At 31.0% G+C, this 17,347-nt stretch carries 17 protein-coding genes; 10 read left to right on the forward strand and 7 right to left on the reverse strand.

Going from position 1 to position 17,347, the window contains the following annotated elements:
• Positions 1 to 102 precede the first annotated feature (102 nt).
• Complete coding sequence (gene sucC / locus R2808_RS06735) at positions 103 to 1,296, reverse strand: ADP-forming succinate--CoA ligase subunit beta (protein WP_371270198.1); 1,194 nt, start codon at positions 1,294 to 1,296, stop codon at positions 103 to 105.
• A gap of 231 nt (positions 1,297 to 1,527) precedes the next feature.
• Here sucC and lysA point away from each other — a divergent pair, with 231 nt between their 5' ends.
• The 3 genes from lysA to R2808_RS06750 all read left to right on the forward strand — a co-directional run bounded on the left by lysA (position 1,528) and on the right by R2808_RS06750 (position 3,678).
• Entirely contained in the window at positions 1,528 to 2,754 is a 1,227-nt protein-coding gene (lysA, locus tag R2808_RS06740; RefSeq protein ID WP_371270199.1) for a diaminopimelate decarboxylase, read from the forward strand.
• Between the two features lie 112 nt (positions 2,755 to 2,866).
• A complete protein-coding gene (gene smpB, locus R2808_RS06745; protein WP_371270200.1) occupies positions 2,867 to 3,322 on the forward strand; it encodes an SsrA-binding protein SmpB in 456 nt (151 codons plus the stop codon).
• Positions 3,322 to 3,678, forward strand: coding sequence for a helix-turn-helix domain-containing protein (locus R2808_RS06750; RefSeq protein WP_371270201.1), 357 nt, complete (start codon positions 3,322 to 3,324; stop codon positions 3,676 to 3,678). The genes smpB and R2808_RS06750 overlap by 1 nt, the downstream gene beginning before the upstream one ends.
• A gap of 17 nt (positions 3,679 to 3,695) precedes the next feature.
• Here the strand turns inward: R2808_RS06750 and R2808_RS06755 are convergent, their stop codons facing one another.
• Positions 3,696 to 4,337, reverse strand: a complete 642-nt coding sequence (locus tag R2808_RS06755) for a protein-L-isoaspartate(D-aspartate) O-methyltransferase (protein WP_371270202.1) — start codon at positions 4,335 to 4,337, stop codon at positions 3,696 to 3,698.
• A gap of 98 nt (positions 4,338 to 4,435) precedes the next feature.
• Between R2808_RS06755 and R2808_RS06760 the strand changes: the two genes are divergently transcribed.
• The 7 genes from R2808_RS06760 (at position 4,436) to miaA (ending at position 11,770) form a co-directional block, all read left to right on the forward strand.
• Complete coding sequence (locus R2808_RS06760; RefSeq protein ID WP_371270203.1) at positions 4,436 to 5,404, forward strand: Gfo/Idh/MocA family protein; 969 nt, start codon at positions 4,436 to 4,438, stop codon at positions 5,402 to 5,404.
• A 72-nt stretch (positions 5,405 to 5,476) separates the two neighbouring features.
• On the forward strand, positions 5,477 to 6,370 hold the full coding sequence (locus tag R2808_RS06765; protein WP_371270204.1) for a 3-hydroxyacyl-CoA dehydrogenase family protein: 894 nt from the start codon (positions 5,477 to 5,479) through the stop codon (positions 6,368 to 6,370).
• Between the two features lie 67 nt (positions 6,371 to 6,437).
• Complete coding sequence (locus tag R2808_RS06770; protein ID WP_371270205.1) at positions 6,438 to 7,655, forward strand: DUF1015 domain-containing protein; 1,218 nt, start codon at positions 6,438 to 6,440, stop codon at positions 7,653 to 7,655.
• 271 nt (positions 7,656 to 7,926) lie between these two features.
• Positions 7,927 to 8,586 (forward strand): YggS family pyridoxal phosphate-dependent enzyme, encoded by a 660-nt coding sequence (locus R2808_RS06775; RefSeq protein WP_371270206.1) that lies wholly within the window; start codon positions 7,927 to 7,929, stop codon positions 8,584 to 8,586.
• Positions 8,587 to 8,638: 52 nt separating this feature from the next.
• Positions 8,639 to 9,997, forward strand: coding sequence for an exonuclease domain-containing protein (locus R2808_RS06780; protein WP_371270214.1), 1,359 nt, complete (start codon positions 8,639 to 8,641; stop codon positions 9,995 to 9,997).
• A gap of 17 nt (positions 9,998 to 10,014) precedes the next feature.
• Positions 10,015 to 10,854 (forward strand): ion transporter, encoded by an 840-nt coding sequence (locus tag R2808_RS06785; protein ID WP_371270207.1) that lies wholly within the window; start codon positions 10,015 to 10,017, stop codon positions 10,852 to 10,854.
• Positions 10,847 to 11,770: a tRNA (adenosine(37)-N6)-dimethylallyltransferase MiaA gene (gene miaA / locus R2808_RS06790; RefSeq protein WP_371270208.1), complete on the forward strand. Its 924-nt coding sequence runs from the start codon at positions 10,847 to 10,849 to the stop codon at positions 11,768 to 11,770. Before R2808_RS06785 ends, miaA begins: the two co-directional genes overlap by 8 nt.
• A gap of 45 nt (positions 11,771 to 11,815) precedes the next feature.
• Here miaA and R2808_RS06795 read toward each other — a convergent pair whose 3' ends face one another.
• The 5 genes from R2808_RS06795 to R2808_RS06815 all read right to left on the reverse strand — a co-directional run.
• Positions 11,816 to 12,514 carry a response regulator transcription factor gene (locus tag R2808_RS06795; RefSeq protein WP_371270209.1) on the reverse strand — a complete coding sequence of 233 codons (699 nt, stop codon included), beginning with the start codon at positions 12,512 to 12,514 and terminating at the stop codon, positions 11,816 to 11,818.
• 24 nt (positions 12,515 to 12,538) lie between these two features.
• Positions 12,539 to 14,122 carry a sensor histidine kinase gene (locus R2808_RS06800; protein WP_371270210.1) on the reverse strand — a complete coding sequence of 528 codons (1,584 nt, stop codon included), beginning with the start codon at positions 14,120 to 14,122 and terminating at the stop codon, positions 12,539 to 12,541.
• A gap of 71 nt (positions 14,123 to 14,193) precedes the next feature.
• Positions 14,194 to 14,781: a dephospho-CoA kinase gene (coaE, locus tag R2808_RS06805; protein WP_371270211.1), complete on the reverse strand. Its 588-nt coding sequence runs from the start codon at positions 14,779 to 14,781 to the stop codon at positions 14,194 to 14,196.
• Entirely contained in the window at positions 14,778 to 15,779 is a 1,002-nt protein-coding gene (locus R2808_RS06810) for a glycosyltransferase family 2 protein (protein ID WP_371270212.1), read from the reverse strand. The genes coaE and R2808_RS06810 overlap by 4 nt, the downstream gene beginning before the upstream one ends.
• 84 nt (positions 15,780 to 15,863) lie before the next feature.
• Positions 15,864 to 17,347: GEVED domain-containing protein (locus tag R2808_RS06815; protein WP_371270213.1), on the reverse strand; the 1,484-nt coding region annotated here is incomplete at its 5' end.

Genomic DNA, 17,347 nt, shown 5'->3' on the forward strand with positions numbered 1-17,347 from the left:
AAAAAGACTTTCAAAAATGAAAGTCTTTTTTTGTTTCTTAAACTTTAAAAAAAATCGCAATTTTTAAATTGCGATTTAATTATTTATAACTTTAAATTTTATTTACGACAAAGCCGCTTTAACTTGATCGGCAGCTTCTTGAAACTGTACAGCAGATAAAATTGGCATTCCAGAATTATCAATTAATTCTTTAGCAATTTCTGCATTTGTACCTTGTAAACGCACAATAATTGGCACTTTAATAGCATCGCCCATATTTTTATAAGCATCTACAACACCTTGTGCAACACGATCGCAACGAACAATTCCACCAAAAATATTAATTAAAATTGCTTTTACATTTGGATCTCTTAAAATAATACGGAAAGCTGTTTCAACACGTTTTGCATCGGCAGTACCACCTACATCTAAAAAGTTTGCTGGTTCAAAACCTGCATACTTAATTAAATCCATAGTTGCCATTGCCAAACCAGCACCGTTTACCATACAACCTACAGTTCCATCTAAATCTACATAGTTTAATCCTACTTCTTTTGCTTCTACTTCAATTGGGTTTTCTTCACGAACATCACGCATTTCAGCTAAATCTTTATGTCGGAATAAAGCATTATCGTCTAAAACAACTTTAGCATCAACAGCCATAATTTTATTGTCTGAAGTTTTCAATACTGGATTGATTTCGAATAACGAAGCATCAGCTCCTACATATGCTTTGTATAATGAATCAACAAATTTTACCATTTCTTTAAACGCAAGGCCTTCGCAACCTAAATTAAATGCTATCTGACGAGCTTGAAAGCCTTGTAATCCAACAGCTGGATCAACTTCTTCAGTAAAAATTAAATGGGGTGTTTTTTCGGCAACTTCTTCAATATCCATACCACCTTCGGTAGAATACATAATCATGTTACGACCTTTACCTCTATTTAATAATACAGACATGTAAAACTCTTTTGTTTCACTTTCACCTGGATAATATACATCTTCCGCAACTAACACTTTATGAACACGTTTCCCTTGTGGAGGTGTTTGCGGCGTAATTAAATCCATACCAATAATTTGACCCGCAATTTCTTTAACTTGTTCTAAATTTTTAGCTAGTTTAACTCCTCCGCCTTTACCACGACCACCTGCGTGAATTTGAGCTTTGATAACATGCCAACCTGTACCGGTTTCAGCCGTTAATTGTTTTGCTTTATCTACTGCTTCTTCGGCATTATTGGCTACATATCCGCGTTGCACACGCACACCGTAACTTGCTAATATTTCTTTACCTTGATATTCGTGTAAATTCATAATTGTGCTCTTTTCTTAATTTTTTAAAAAGTGCTACAAAAATAACAAACATATTTTTATCTAACTAACATTTTTAAAATTTTATAACCTAAATCAAAAGTTAATTTTAAAACAAAATTAACTAATAATATGTTTTAATATAACATTATGTTTTATTTTGTTTTAAATTGTTATTTAATTTAAAATTAAAGAAATACTTTATTTATTTGTAATTTAAAAAGATAAATACAGATGAAAACACAAGAACTTTTAAAAATTGCAGAAGAATTTGGCAGCCCAATTTATGTATATGATGCTGAAAAAATTGAACGTCAATACCAACGATTAACAACTGCTTTTGCAAAGGTTGAACAGTTTAAAATACACTATGCTGTAAAAGCCTTATCAAACATGAACATATTAAAAGTGTTAAAAAACTTAGGTTCGGGGTTAGATACTGTTTCCATTGAAGAAGTAAAACTTGGTTTACATGCTGGTTTTTCTCCACAAGAAATTATGTACACGCCAAATGGTGTTTCGCTTGAAGAAATAGAGGGAGTTGCGGCTTTAGGCGTCCAAATTAATATTGATAATTTATCAATATTAGAACAATTTGGCACAAAACATCCGCATGTTCCTGTTTGTGTACGCATTAATCCGCATGTAATGGCTGGTGGAAATGCGAATATTTCTGTTGGCCATATAGATAGCAAATTTGGCATTTCTATTCATCAACTTCCTCATTTATTACGCATAGTTGAAAACACCAATATGCGCATTAACGGTATTCACATGCACACGGGTTCCGATATTTTAGATGTTGAAGTTTTTTTATATGCAGCAGAAATTCTTTTTGAAACAGCAAAACATTTTAAAAATCTTGATTTTATTGATTTTGGAAGTGGCTTTAAAGTGCCGTATAAAAAAGATGATATTGAAACCAATGTTGAAGAATTTGGAAAAAAATTAACCAAACGCTTTTTAGCTTTTGAAAAAGAATACGGTCGTACATTAACTTTAGCTTTTGAACCAGGAAAATTTTTAGTTAGCGAAGCGGGTTATTTTTTAACTAAAGTAAATGTAGTAAAACAAACTACATCAACTGTTTTTGCTGGAGTTGACAGTGGGTTTAATCATTTAATTCGCCCTATGTTATATGGCGCACAACATCGAATAGAAAACATTAGCAACCCAAAAGGTAAAGAACGCTTTTATTCGGTAGTTGGTTATATCTGTGAAACCGACACCTTTGCCTCAAACAGGCGTATTACAGAAATAACCGAAGGCGATATTTTATGTTTTTATAATGCAGGTGCCTATTGTTTTTCAATGGCATCAAACTATAATTCTAGAGTACGCCCTGCCGAAGTTCTTTGGTTAAACGGACAAGCGCATTTGATTAGAAAAGGTGAAACTTTTGATGATATTATCAAAAATCAAATAGAATTGGATGTTTTTAACGAAGTTACAAGTTTGTAAAAAATACTTATCCTAACCCTAAAAATTCATTTTATTCGGTAGCCAAATGGTTACCGATTTTTTTTATACAAAATTTTAGCAAACACTTACAATTAATTACCTTTGCTTTGTTATGCAAAAAGAAATTAATATTTTAAATAAAAGAGCCAAATTCGATTACGAAATTATAGATCGTTATTCGGCTGGAATTGTACTAACTGGTACTGAAATTAAATCAATTCGATTAGGTAAAGCTTCAATAGCCGAAAGTTTTTGCGAATTTAATAATGGCGAATTATTCATTATTAATTCAACAATTGAAGAATATTTATATGGCAATCACTATAACCATCGTGCAAAAAGTGAAAGAAAATTATTACTCAATAAAAAAGAATTACGTAAACTAGAAAAAGACAGTCAAAACAAAGGATTAACCATTATTCCGTTGCGGTTATTTACAAACGAAAAAGGATTGGCTAAACTAGATATTGCACTTTGTAGAGGTAAAAAGAATTACGACAAGCGTGAAACAATGAAAGACCGCGATAACAAACGTGATTTAGATAGAATTAAGAAAATTTACAACTGATGATCTTACTTAAAAAAGCACGTGAAGAGAAAGGTTTTACAGTGCGAAAACTCGCCGAAATAAGTAAAATTGATCAAGCTTTAATAAGTAAATTTGAAAATGGAAATCGCATTCCTACAAAAAAACAAATTCAATTACTTTCTCAATTATTAGAAATTGATATAAAAAAATTACTCGTGGCTTGGTACAAAGTGAAATTAGAAAAAAATTTCGATTTTAATCCTTTTGCTATTCAAGCCATAACCGAAATACTACAAGAAAAAGGAATTGAAGTTAGCAACAACAAACAAAAAGAAATTACTTCAATATTAGATGAAATTGAAATTTTAAAACAAAAACTAACTAGTTTAAAATAATTATTAAATCAATTTTTCTAATTCTTATCTTCCAACAAAGGTACAAATCGAAATTCTCCAAATTCATGTTTTTCAAATTGGGTTTCATTTTTACGTATTAGTAACGTCATAATTTGTTCTTTTTCTCCTAATGGAATCACCAACTTGCCGCCTATTTTTAATTGCGCCATCAATGCTGGCGGAATAAATGGTGCGCCAGCTGTTACAATAATACTATCAAAAGGTGCCATTTCTTCATAGCCTTTGTAACCGTCGCCAAAAATTAGTTTTTTTGCACGAATACCCAATTTGGGTAATAATAATGACGTTTTTTTAAATAATTCATTTTGCCTTTCAATAGAATACACTTGAGCGCCCATAACACACAAAACCGCACATTGATAGCCACTACCTGTACCAATTTCTAATATTTTATCGCCTTTTTTAACTTCCAAAAGTTGACTTTGAAAAGCTACAGTATAGGGTTGCGAAATAGTTTGTCCTGCCGCAATAGGAAAGGCTTTATCTTGATACGCAAAATCTTCAAAACTAGACTCCATAAAACTATGTCGGGGAATTTTTCGAATAGCTTCCAATACATTTTTATCTGTAATTCCTTTACCTTCTAAAAGTGTAACCAGTTTATTTCGAAGCCCTTGATGTTTCGCCGTATCTTTCAATTTTTCGTAGTTTAGGTTTTGCTAATTTATAAAACTAAAAGGCAAATATCAATGGAATTTAATCAATTTATTTCTATTTTTGTTGAAAACATTTTAATATGCTTAAAGTTGGAGTTCTAGGTGCAGGGCATTTAGGTAAAATACATTTACGATTATTAAATCAATCATCAAAATATGAATTAGTGGGATTTTACGATCCGTTTGAAGAAAATGCCATTAAAGTAGCACAAGAATTTGGTTACAAAAAATTTGATACAATTGATGAATTAATTGCCGTTGTTGATGTAGTTGATATTGTTACCCCTACCCTTTCGCATCATGATTGTGCGGTGGAAGCAATCAAAGCCGGTAAACATATTTTTATTGAAAAACCTATTTCAAATACAGTTGAAGAAGCGGAAGAAATTATTGCTTTAGCTAAAAAATTTAATGTGAAAGGACAAGTGGGTCATGTGGAACGATTTAATCCTGCTTTTACTGCAGTAAAAAATAAAATCGAAAATCCAATGTTTATCGAAACCCATCGCTTGGCAGAGTTCAATCCGCGTGGTACCGATGTTCCTGTGGTTTTAGACTTAATGATTCACGATATAGATGCCATTTTAAGTGTTGTAAAATCGAAAGTAAAATCGGTAAACGCTAGTGGTGTTGCGGTAATTTCTGATTCGCCAGATATCAGTAATGCTCGAATTGAGTTTGAAAATGGTTGTGTTGCTAATGTAACATCGAGTCGTATTTCGATGAAAAATATGCGTAAATCGCGCTTTTTCCAAAAAGATGCTTATATTTCTGTTGATTATTTAGATAAAGTTTGCGAAGTAGTAAAAATGAAAGATGCTCCTGAAGTTCCAGGTGATTTCGATATGATTTTGCAAAATGCTGAAGGTGTAAAAAAACAAATTTATTTCGATAATCCATCGGTTGAAGCAAACAATGCTATTTTAGATGAATTAGAAACGTTTGCAGATGCTATCAATAATAATACTACACCAATTGTAACTTTAGAAGATGGTACAGAAGCACTTCGTGTTGCTTATATGATTATTGAATCAATGGAAAGAAAATAATGTGCAAATTAGACAATTAGTCAATAAGCCAATTTAAAAATAATTAAATCAAATAAAATTCACAAAATTATAATGAACACAATTGCAGTAATTGGTGCAGGAACAATGGGCAACGGAATTGCTCACACTTTTGCACAATCAGGATTTAAAGTAAAATTAATAGATATATCGGAAGCCGCCATTGAAAAAGGAATGAATACCATTGCTACTAATCTTGACCGAATGGTAGCTAAAGGTAGCATTACCAATAATGATAAAATGAATACAATTCACAATATCATTACCTATACCGATGTAAAAGATGGAGTTGTAGGATGCGATTTAGTGGTTGAAGCAGCAACTGAAAATATTGATTTAAAATTAAAAATCTTTAAACAACTAAGCGAAATTTGTGACCATAATACAATTTTAGCAACGAATACTTCTTCAATTTCTATTACTCAAATTGCTGCTCAAGTAGTACATCCCGAACGTGTTATTGGCATGCACTTTATGAATCCAGTGCCCATTATGAAATTGGTAGAAATTATTCGTGGTTACAATACTTCTAATGAAGTAACTAACATCATCATGGATTTATCAGTAAAATTGGGTAAAACTCCAACTGAAGTTAACGATTATCCTGGATTTGTAGCCAACAGAATTTTAATGCCAATGATTAACGAGGCTATCGAAACTTTATATAATGGCGTTGGTGGTGTTTCCGAAATTGATACGGTAATGAAATTAGGAATGGCACACCCAATGGGACCACTTCAATTAGCCGATTTTATTGGACTTGACGTTTGTTTATCGATCTTAAACGTTATGTACAACGGTTTTAAAAATCCGAAATATGCACCATGCCCATTATTAGTAAACATGGTTATGGCAGGTAAATTAGGCGTAAAATCGGGTGAAGGTTTCTACGATTATTCTGAAAGTAAAAAAGCAGAAAAAGTAGCAAAACAATTTAGTAAATACTAAAAAGTGATTAGTGAATAGTTTTTGGTTTTACTAATTACTATTCACTCATTACTAATCACTCAAAAAAATGGCCAAAATTATTCCTATTAAAGCAGTTCGTCCAGCCGAAGATAAAGTCGCCTTGGTAACTTGTAGAAATTACGACGATTATAGTCAGGCTGAATTGGCGGCTTGGCTTAATTTTAATCCGTATTCGTTTTTACATGTAATTCATCCGGCTTACATTCATTCGCAAAAAATAAGTTGGGATAAACGTTTTAAAGGAGTGGCGCATAAATATCACGATTTTAAAAATGATGGTATTTTTGTGGAAGAAGAAAAACCAGTGTTTTATTTATACGAAATTCAATCTAAAACAGAAAGTTACACCGGAATATTAGCCGGAACATCAGTTGATGAATACAATGAAAATAAAATAAAAAAACACGAAGATACGCTTCAATACCGTGTGGATTTATTTAAAGAATATTTACAACAAACACAATTTAATACCGAACCCGTTTTAATAACTTATCCCGATAGTGTTGAAATGAACACTTGGATAACTTTAAAAAAGAAAAGTAAACCACTTTATTCGTTTTCAACAACCACCAAACAAAAACATACGCTTTGGAAAATTGATACCGAAAGTGAAATGGATTGGTTGGAAGAACATTTTGCTACCATTCCGAATTTGTATATTGCTGACGGGCATCATCGTTCGGCTTCTGCTGCACTTTTACATAAAGAAAATAAGACTCCAAATAAAGAAAATTTGAATTACTTTTTGAGTTTTTTAATTTCAGAAAGTACGGTTAAAATATACGAATTTAATCGTGTTATTCGCGATTTGAATCAGTTTGATACTACTTCATTCATGGAAGCATTAACATCAATTTTTAATGTGGTTTGCAAGCATCAAGAATTATGGAAACCAACTGAAAAAGGAGAATTTGGAATGTATATTGATGGTAAATTTTATGCTTTATTTTTAAGGAAAAAACCAAATAGTTCTGAAATTTTAGAAAATTTAGATGCACAAATTTTATACAATCAAGTGCTTAATCCTCTTTTAGGAATTGGCGATTTACGAAATGATGAACGTATTGATTATATTTCTGGAAAACAACCCATTACTACTATTAAAGAACTGGTTGATGAAGGAGAATTTGCAGTGGGTTTTATGCTCTATCCTATCGATATTTCAGAAATAAAAACCATTGCTGATGCTGATTTGATTATGCCTCCAAAATCTACTTACATAGAACCAAAATTTAGAAGTGGTTTGGTGGTGTATGAACTTTAATTTTAGAAGAAAGAAACAAGAATCAAGACAAAAGACGAAAACTTGTCATTTCGATGAGGGACGAAGAGAAATCTCATAAATTATGAAAAATAGTAGATTTGAAGGTTTAAATATGTTTGGAGGATTTCTAGTTTGGGTTTTTATAAAATTTTGTAGAACCAAATTATCTGAAGAACAACAAGAAAAAAATGTTCCAAGAAATATTTTAGTATTTTGTTTATCAATCGTATTAATATGCTTCTTAAATTTTAAATTTTTTAAAGCTTAAAAAATGTCAATTTCACAAAACCTGAATAACATAAAATCTTCATTACCAGAACACGTTACTTTAGTTGCTGTTTCAAAAACAAAACCTATAGCCAATATTATGGAAGCTTATGAAGCTGGGCAACGCATTTTTGGAGAAAATTATGTGCAAGAATTAGTGGATAAACAAAGTCAATTACCTCAAGATATTCAGTGGCATTTTATTGGTCATTTGCAATCGCGAAAAGCCAAATTAATTGTTCCATTTGTGAGTCTTATTCATGGTGTAGATAGTTTAAAATTATTACAAGAAATCAACAAACAAGCGCAAATAAACAATCGAATTGTAGATTGCTTATTGCAAATTCATATTGCCGAAGAAGAATCAAAATTTGGTTTAAATGAAAATGAATTGGAAGATATTTTTCAATTTGATAAAGAGCAACTAAAAAATGTTAGAATTGTAGGTTTTATGGGAATGGCGACTTTTACTGAAAACAACAATCAAATTAAAAAAGAATTCCTATATTTAAAATCACTTTTCGATAAATATAGTAAATTGAAAACAGAAAACTGGCAACTAAAAACCTTATCCATGGGAATGAGTGGTGATTATCAATTGGCTATTGAATGTGGTAGCAATATGGTTCGTATTGGTAGTAGTATTTTTGGCTTGAGAAAATAGAGAAAAGAACAAAGAAAAAAGACTTAAGTTTGAACTTTTAAACTTTAAAAACATTTACTGCATACTCGACATAGAAACCACTGGTGGGCAATACAACGAAGAAGGTATTACCGAAATTGCCATTTATAAATTTGATGGACACGAAATTGTCGATCAGTTTATAAGTTTGGTAAACCCAGAAAAGCCTATTCAACCATTTGTTGTAAAACTTACAGGTATTAATAACGCTATGTTGCGAAGTGCACCCAAATTTTATGAAGTTGCCAAGCGTATTATTGAAATTACCAATGGTTGTATTCTTGTTGCGCATAATGCTTCATTTGATTACCGCATTTTAAAAACTGAATTTAAACGATTAGGCTATTCATTCAAAAAACAAACCATCTGTACAGTTGAATTATCTAAAAAATTAATTCCTGATCAAAAATCATATAGCTTAGGAAAACTCGTTCGTGGTTTGGGTATTCCAATAACCGATCGTCATCGTGCTAGTGGCGATGCTTTAGCAACTGTTAAACTTTTTAAATTGTTACTTTCAAAAGATTTAGAAAAAGAAATTGTAAAAAGCTACGTTAAAACGGAAGTAAAATCGGGTTTATCGCCAAAACTATTAGATATTATTGAAAAATTGCCTACTAAAACAGGAATTTATTATATTCATAACGAAAAAGGTGATGTAATTTATATTGGTAAAAGTAAAAACATCAAAAAAAGAATCAATCAACATTTTACTGGTACTTCAAATAAAAGTAAAAAAATACAACGTGAAGTTTTTGCGGTAACCTATGAAGAAACAGGAAGCGAACTAATTGCATTACTCAAAGAAAGCGAAGAAATCAAAATAAACAAACCTATATACAATCGTGCACAACGTCGCACAATTTTTCAATGGGCATTATATAAAGAAAAAACTGAAAAAGGTTATTTTTCATTGCAAATTCAAAAAGCCGATGGTAGAAAAAAAGAGATTACATCATTTGGCTCATTAGAAGAAGGAAAAGATTTTTTATTTAAGATAACTGAAAAATATCAGCTTTGTCAAAAAATAAATGGTTTATATACAACTAAAAAAAGTTGTTTTCAATACGATATTAAACAATGTTTAGGTGCTTGCATTGACAAAGAAAAAAAACAAACATACAACGAAAGAGTAGAACAATTTATTAGCGATTACTCATTTCAGTATCAAAATATGGTTATCATTGATAAAGGCAGAAGTATTGAGGAAAAAAGTGCAATATTAATCGAAAATGGCATTTATAAAGGTTATTGTTTTTTCGACTTGAATTATCAAATAACAAATGTTGATATTCTTCGTAATTTAATTATTACCATGCAGCACAACCGCGATATTAAAACAATTATTCAAAGTTATTTAAAGAAAAACAAAGTAAAAGTTATTTTATTTTAAATTGATATTTTTGTAAAATGAGTACAACAAAATCAAAATGGGAAAGCTTTCAGCAGAAAATCAACATAGTAATTTACGGAACTAATACCTATGCTGGTCGACTTTTCGATTTAATTTTATTAGGCGTAATTTTACTAAGTGTTATTTTAGTAATGCTTGAAACTGTTCAAGGTTTTGATGCAAAATATCATACTGAAATCATTTTTTTAGAATGGATTATTACATTCTTTTTTACCATCGAATATATTTTGCGAATTATTGCTCTTAAAAAACCTTGGAAATACATTTTTAGCTTTTATGGTATTATCGATTTAATTGCGACTTTACCCATGTATTTATCCTTGTTTTTAACGGGTACAAGTGTTTTAACAATTGTTCGTGCGTTTCGTTTAATTCGATTGTTTAAAATTTTAAATCACCCGCAATTTACTGGGCAATCAATACATTTAATCGATGCGTTATATGCTAGTCGTGGTCGAATTTTTGTATTTATTTATTTCGTCTTAATTAGTACCGTTTTTATTGGCTCATTGATGTATGTTATTGAAGGAGCCGAGAATGGTTTTACAAGTATTCCCACCAGTATTTATTGGACAATTGTAACGCTAACTACTGTTGGTTATGGCGACATTTCTCCAGTAACGCCTTTGGGACAATTTTTAGCTTCTTTCGTAATGATTTTAGGTTACGGAATCATTGCTGTTCCAACCGGAATTATTACTTCTGAAATTGCTTTAAATAGTAAAAAAGGAGCTTCTAAAACCCAACAAAATCCGTGTTCAAATTGTGGTATTGAAGGGCATCAAAAAGAAGCTCGCTTTTGTTTTAACTGTGGATCTGAATTAACACATGACTAATTATTTAATAACCATAATTGGCCCAACAGCTATTGGAAAAACAGCCTTAAGTATTAAATTGGCACAATATTTTAATTGTGATATCATTTCTTGTGATAGTCGTCAATTTTATAAAAAAATGGCCATTGGTACTGCTGTTCCTTCTAATGAAGAATTAGCGGCAGCACCTCATCACTTTATTCAAAATAAATCAATTTTTGAAAATTATTCTGTGGGCGATTTTGAAACAGAAGCCTTACAATTACTAGATACTCTTTTTGAAAAAAACAATATCCAAATTATGGTTGGTGGTTCGGGCTTATATGTAGATGCTATTCTAAAAGGATTTGATGAATTTCCTGATATTGATGCTTCGATAAGAGAAACTATCAATAAAAAATATGATGAACTTGGGATTGCATTTCTACAAGAAAAATTAAAAGCATTAGATGTTGAATATTTTCAAAAATTGGAAACTGAAAATCCGCAAACATTACAAAATCCGCAACGAATGAAACGATTTGTTGAAGTTTGCATTGGAACTGGTAACCCTTATTCTTCTTTTATAGGAAAACGAAAAAATAATAGAAATTTTAAGCCGATTCTAATAGGATTACAAGCCGACAGAGAAATAATGTACAACCGAATTAATCAACGTGTTGATATAATGCTACAACAAGGTTTATTAGAAGAAGTTAAAGATTTATTCAGTTATAAACACTTAAATGCGTTACAAACTGTCGGTTATCGTGAATTGTTTGATTATTTTGATGGAAAAAATTCACTAGATTTTGCAGTAGAAGAAATTAAGAAAAACACCCGCCGTTTTGCAAAACGTCAATTAACTTGGTTTAAACGCACAGAAAATGCTGTATGGTTTGATTACCAAACTCATTTTAAAGAAATTATACAAACTATAGAACGCAGCATAAAATAAAAAAGCGAAAGTTATTTACTTTCACTTTTTTATTTTATAATGTATTTACTTTTTTATAACTAACCTAAAGCCTTCGCCGTGAATATTTAAAATTTCTACATTTTCATCTTTTTTCAAATATTTTCTTAACTTGGCAATATATACATCCATACTACGAGACGTAAAATAGTTGTCGTCTCTCCAAATTTTTGTTAATGCTAATTCTCTTGGCATTAAATCGTTTTCGTGAAGTGCTAGCATTTTTAAAAGCTCACACTCTTTAGGCGACAATTTAACAGGTTCTTCATTTTCGAAAGTTAAAAAGCGTAGCTTTGAGTTAAGATGAAACTTTCCTATTTGAAACTCAAAAACACTGCTATCGGGTTTTGTTTCAGAGGCTTTGCGTTGCATAATGGCTTTTATTTTCATCAATAAAACTTCCGAATCGAAAGGTTTATTCAAATAATCGTCTGCACCTACTTTGTAACCTTTTAGCACGTCTTCTTTCATGGTTTTGGCGGTAAGAAAAACAATAGGAACTTCTTGATTTTTTTCACGTATTTCTCGAGCTAGTGTATAACCATCTTTATATGGCATCATTACATCGAGAATGCACAAATCGAAATCATCTTTTTTAAATTTTTCAAAACCTTCCATTCCGTTTTTGGCAAGCGTTACATCAAAATCATTAATTATTAAATAATCTTTTAGTATAGCCCCGAAATTAGGATCATCTTCTACCAATAATATTTTTTTTGCTTCCATTCTATAATTTATTTATGTTGTGTTTTAATTAATTAAGGGCATTTTTATACTAAAAATACTACCTTTTCCTTTTTCGCTTTCTACGGTTATTTCTCCGTTATGATCGTCAATAATTTGTTTTACATAGGCTAAGCCCAATCCATGTCCTTTTACGTTGTGTATATCGCCTGTGTGCTCGCGGTAAAATTTTTCGAATACTCGTTTTTGAGCAACTTTACTCATTCCTAGTCCTTTATCTTGAATTTTAATTACAATAAAATCTTTGTTATTTTCTGTATAAATGTCGATATCTGGAGCCTCGGGCGAATATTTTACTGCATTGTCTAAAATATTTACTAATACATTTGTAAAATGTGATTCGTTTAATAATACGGTAGTTCGTTTTGCCAAAAAATGCGTTTTTACTGTGCCATTTCTTGCTTCAACAATTAAGCTAATATGCTCTATTGCGTTTTCTAAAATATCAATAACATTAGTAGGTTCTTTAAAAATATCGAGTTCATTTTTTTCTAATTTCGAAATTCGAAGTACATTTTCTACTTGCGCGTGCATTCGTTTATTTTCATCTTTAATCATTTGCAAATAGCGTTGTACCTTTTCTTTATCATCAATAATTTTTGGGTTTTTAATGGCGTCTAAAGCTAGGTTTATAGTAGCAATAGGCGTTTTAAACTCGTGTGTCATATTGTTAATAAAATCGGTCTTAATTTCGGATATTTGTTTTTGTTTAAGCAACTGATTTAGAGCACTCCAATAGGTTAAAACTATTACTAAAGTAAACAATAACGATAAGGTTGTAATGCCAACTATTGAAGAAAACAAGAACTTTTGCTTATTAGGAAATGTAACTAATAATTGATAATGTGCCGAGCCGTCGCTTTCTTGAAAAACAGGAATGCCGTAGGTTAGTTTTTTATCGTATTTAAATTTAGGCGATCGTATTTTAGTTGCTAATCCGTTGCTGTAAATTCCGAATTCGAAAGGTGTTTTTACACCATATTTTTCTAACTCGCTGTGTAGTAATTGTTCTAATTCTTCTTCTGAAATTCGTTGTTGTATAGGACGCAATGCCAAGACTTCTTTAGAAAAAGAATCAAAATAAGCTTTATCTAAAGCCGATAATCGACCTTTTTTTTCAATAGTTACATCGGGTGTTTTGTTGTAACTTAGGCTAGCGTTGTCTATGTTCGAGTTTTTATAAATTTCTGCTTTACTACTTGTTATTATACTACTTACATTTACCGTATCTAAAGCTGTATCAAAGAACGAACCATTTATGCCATAATTTTCAGACAATAATGTATTTGTATAAATTATGGTTTCTTTTGTACTATTATTTTTTTCTAGTATAAATACTTTTTTAAGAACACTTACTTCGGGTTCTTTTCCTATACTATCTTGAATTTTTTTATACTCGCTAATAAATTCTTTTAGTTCTTTTGTATTTACTTTTTCGGCAACATTACCAATAACCTGTTGCACGTGGTATTTAAATTGTTCTTCATTATTTTTTAGCGAAGCGTTTATCCAATACAATTGAACTAATATAATTCCTATTAATGATAAACTCATAAATACCACTAATACTATGAATCTTTTTCTATTCATCAATACAAATTTAATTTTTTAACAGTAATTATAAAAAAATATTAACCAAAGATTAACGTTTGAGTTAATTTTTACGAATTATTCAAGTTATTTAACACTTCATCTATTTGTTTATAGGTGCTTTGTAGGTCTAAATTTTCGATTACAAAATCAGATAATGGAATTTTATCTTCATCTGCCATTTGGTTTTTTATTCTATTTTCTACTTCTTCCCGTGTAGTTTTATCGCGCTTTATAGTTCTTTCAATTCTAGTCGTTAAAGGCGCTGTAACTAGTATAACTTTATCGCAATCTAAATGGCCGTTTGTTTCAAATAGAATAGCTACTTCTTTTATTACAATTTTCTCATTTTGATGTTTTGCCAACCAATTTTTAAAGTGTTGCTTTACTTTTGGATGTATTATTTTATTTAAAACATTAAGTTTAGCGCTATCGTTAAAAACTATAGTGGCAAGTTTTTTTCGATTAATTTTTTGGTTGCCATCTAAAATATCGAAACCAAATTTTTGAACTATTTCGTTAGTAACCCGTTTAGAATTGGTTATTTTTTTAGCTTCACTATCTGCAATATATACTGGAATTCCTTTACTAGCAATATATTTTGCCACGGTCGATTTTCCACTTCCAATTCCTCCTGTTAAACCAATAATTTTTGTCATTTTTTTAAAAAAAATAATTCTGGAAATGCTATTTCGGGTTTTTGCTTTACGATACATATTTTAAAGTACGATTTTAAAAACCCTAAACCGTATCCAAAAAACTGAATAAATGTTGCTATTAAACTGAAAAAACCAATTTTTAAACTTTTATTTTGAACTGTTGAAGAAACAAATAATATACCAAAGTAAATTGCGTATAGATACAATAAAAACGGAACATGAAAGCATAAAAGTAAAATACTTAATAGAAAACCCAAACAAAAAAATGATGGAAACCAATAGGTTAATTTTGCAGAATTTGCGTGCCATAAATTCAGTATTGGTCTAGCTTTGCCAAATTTATGCACTTGTGTATAAAATTTATTCCAATTTATTCTTCGTTTATGATACACAAATGCTCGAGAAATAAGCTTGGTTTCAATGCCCAAATCCCATAATCGCAAGGTTAAATCGGGATCTTCTCCAGGATGAATCGTTCCAAATCCGCCCGATTTTTCAAATGCCATTTTAGACAAGCCCATATTGAAACTTCGTGGTTGAAATTTATTTAAGCTTTCACTTTTTCCTCTAATACCACCTGTAGTTAAAAAAGATGTCATTGTAAAGTTAATAGCTTTCTGTATCGTTGAAAACGATTGATGAGCTGCATCGGGGCCGCCATAACAATCTACATATTCTTTAGTTAAAGAAGTTGCGACTTCCGTTATATAATTTGGTGGTAAAATACAATCGGAATCTAAAATTATGAAATAATCTCCATTTGCTTTTTGCATGCCGAAATTTCGAGAAGCTCCTGGTCCTGAATTTTCTTTAAAATAATAGCTTATTTGCAATGTATTACTGTATTTTTCTACAACGCTTTTACACGTATTTGTAGAACCATCTTCGATAATTAGAACCTCAAAATCTTCATCATAACTTTGGTGCAATAAACTTGCAAGCAACTCATCTACTTCGTCTGGGCGATTAAAAACGGGAATTATAAACGAAAAAAACATCTTCAAAATTTTAACAAAGATAGTTTATAAAAAGAAAAGTCCCGAATAAATCGGGACTTTCAAAATGTATTATGTTATTTACAATTATTGTTTTACAACTTTAATTGTTTTTTGAATACCATTATTAGAAGTTACATTAACTAAATAGGTACCTGCATTTAATTGCGACATATTTATTTGAGTTGTTGTTGCATTAACTGCTCTATCAATTACAGTTTGTCCTAATAAATTAATTACCTGAACATTAGCAATTTCTGAATCGTACTCTAAATTTAAAATATCTTTAACAGGGTTAGGATAAGCTACAAAACCAGTTGAAGTAAAGCTATTAGCACTTAAAGAGGCATCATAAGCTGATATTTTAAAGGTATCTTGAATATCTCCTCCATACTCCCATACTACTACATATAAAATCTCACCTGGTGTTAAAGCTGTTAAAGAAACTAAAGAGAATGCACCATCTAAACTATCATCATCATCACACTCAATAAGAGTTAATGCTCCACAAGTTCCACTATATACCGCCATACCAGAATCTGTTAAAGTACTTGAATTGCTATTGGTTTCAATTGTTATGCTACCAGAAGCAGGAACTTCAACACTATACCAAACATCAGGTCCAGAATATGAACCACAACCTGGTGCTGGTGCTGCAGAATTTGTTGCGCCAGCTAAAGTACCTACAACTTCATTATCTGCAAATACACCACCTGGTGTTAAAGCTGTTGCTGCTGCACAGTCGTTATTTACTGGCGGACAAGTATAGGTAAACGTTCCTAATGTAATATCACACGTAGTATCTGAACCATGTAATGCTGTTAAAGTTACCGAAGAACCACTCATAAAAGGACCAACTGAAACTACACCTGTAGCTGTAATTGGCCAAGAAGTTGTTCCATCTGAAATTGTAGGAGTACCATCTCCTAAATCGGTAACGTCAAATTCTACATTAAACTCATCATTAGCACAATCAGGAACAATTGTTGACGATGCTATAGCAACTGGAGCACAAGATGCTTCAATAATATTAACTGTAAAATCTGCAGTTTCACCATATGTACCACTATAACAAGGGTTTGAAGGATTTTGTAATGCATCAGTAGCTACAATTCTCATTCTATGCTCACCTAGAGGTGCTGTTGCAGGCATAACAAATGACGCATCAAGTAAAGTTGGTGAAGCTGTTGTAGGCGAAAGTCCTACATATACGATTTCAGTAGCATCAAAATTATAATCATCGTTAAAATCAATCCAAATAACTGTATTATAATCATAAGAATTTGATCCAAAAGAGGTAACATCAAAAGTAATTTGAACATTGTTATTTATACCTTGAGACATATCAACTACTGTAGCTGTATGATCGTTATAAACTGGTGAAGCAGCTACTGTATTAGGAAAATCGGTTGCAACAATTTGTACATTAATTATACCTGTGCCATCTACAGAAGTTGGAGCCGACGTACAATAACAACCATTTGCATTAGTTGCAAACATTTCTTCTACACAATTTTCAGCAGGACCTACTGCATTATAAGGTACTAAAGTGTAGTAATAAGTTGTACCTA

This window comes from Flavobacterium sp. (genome assembly GCF_041392005.1).
GTDB lineage: Bacteria > Bacteroidota > Bacteroidia > Flavobacteriales > Flavobacteriaceae > Flavobacterium.